The 1,231-nt window shown below is 72.5% G+C and carries 2 protein-coding genes; both read right to left on the reverse strand.

Translation table 11 applies throughout. The features are described 5' to 3' along the window. On the reverse strand, window positions 1-729 hold a 729-nt coding region (locus G6026_RS14955; RefSeq protein ID WP_182613642.1), incomplete at its 3' end, for an alcohol dehydrogenase catalytic domain-containing protein. Then, window positions 726-1,231 (reverse strand): SDR family oxidoreductase (locus tag G6026_RS14960; protein ID WP_182613643.1); only part of this gene is annotated, 506 nt, incomplete at its 5' end. The genes G6026_RS14955 and G6026_RS14960, both read right to left, overlap by 4 nt.

Raw genomic sequence — 1,231 nt, forward strand, 5'->3', positions numbered from 1 at the left:
CCGGTCGACCACCTCGGCGGCCTCGCCGACCGAGGCGACAGCGTGGTCGGCACCGAGCTCGGTGGCCAGCGCCCGGGCGCTCTCGCGGGGGTCGACCGCCACCACCACCTCGGGCGAGCGGGACCTCAACACCTGCAGTGCGAGGTGGCCGAGCCCGCCGATCCCGATCACCACGACCACCGATCCCCTCACGGTGGCGGGCTGCGACTGGACCGCGTGGTAGGCGGTGAGTCCGGCGTCGGTCAACGGGGCGAGGGCCGATCCCGTGGTGGGGTCGACGGAGACGAGGTGTCGCGCCGCGGGGACGAGCATGTAGTCGGCCAGTCCCCCGTCGCGCCCGATCCCGCCGCCGATCGCGCCCTCGAGGCGGACGCAGTAGTTGTCCCGCCCGCTCCGGCACTTCCGGCACTCACCGCACGACCACACTCCGTGCACGGCGTAGGTCAACCCGACCCGGTTCTCGTCGGCGCGGTCGCCGACGGCGACCACCGTGCCCACGACCTCGTGGCCGAGGGTGAACGGGAGCGTGTACGGCAATCGCCCCTCGGGCGAGTCCATGATGTGCAGATCGGAGTGGCACAACCCGGCGGCGTCCACCTTGAGGAGCAGTTCACCGGGCCCGGGGCGTGGCACGGGGATGCGGTCGAGCCTGGGGCCCGACCCCCACTCGTGCAGACGCCACGCCCGCATGGTCGCGGGCAGCGCGACTCCCGACGTCGGAGGTGTCATCGCGCCGTCCACCCGCCGTCGACGGTGAGGACGTGTCCGGTGACGTAGCTCGCGGCGTCGGAGGCGAGGAACAGCACCGCGCCGTCGACCTCACCCGCGCGGCCACCGCGGTTGAGCATGGTGTTGCGGCGCACCCAGGTCGCGGATTTCTCGTTGGCGAACAGCCCGTCGGTCATCTCGGTGTCGAACCACCCGGGCACCACCGCGTTGACCCGCACGCCGCGTCGGCCCCACTGGCCGGCGAGCTCGCGGGTGACGCCGATGACCGCGGACTTGGACGCCGCGTAGCCCGCGCCCCCGATCGGCGCCGTGGAGACCAGTCCGATCACCGACGAGATGTTGATGATCGAACACCCCCTCCCCTCGGGCAGGGCGTTGACGGCCGCGGCGGACAGGTGGAATCCCGAGGTGAGGTTGACGCGCAGGATGTCGTCGAACTCCTCCGCGCTCTCGGAGAGGGCGTCGGGCGGGCCGGGCCGACCGGCGTTGTTGACCAGGATGT

Source organism: Dietzia sp. DQ11-38-2 (assembly GCF_014145055.1).
Lineage (GTDB): Bacteria > Actinomycetota > Actinomycetes > Mycobacteriales > Mycobacteriaceae > Dietzia.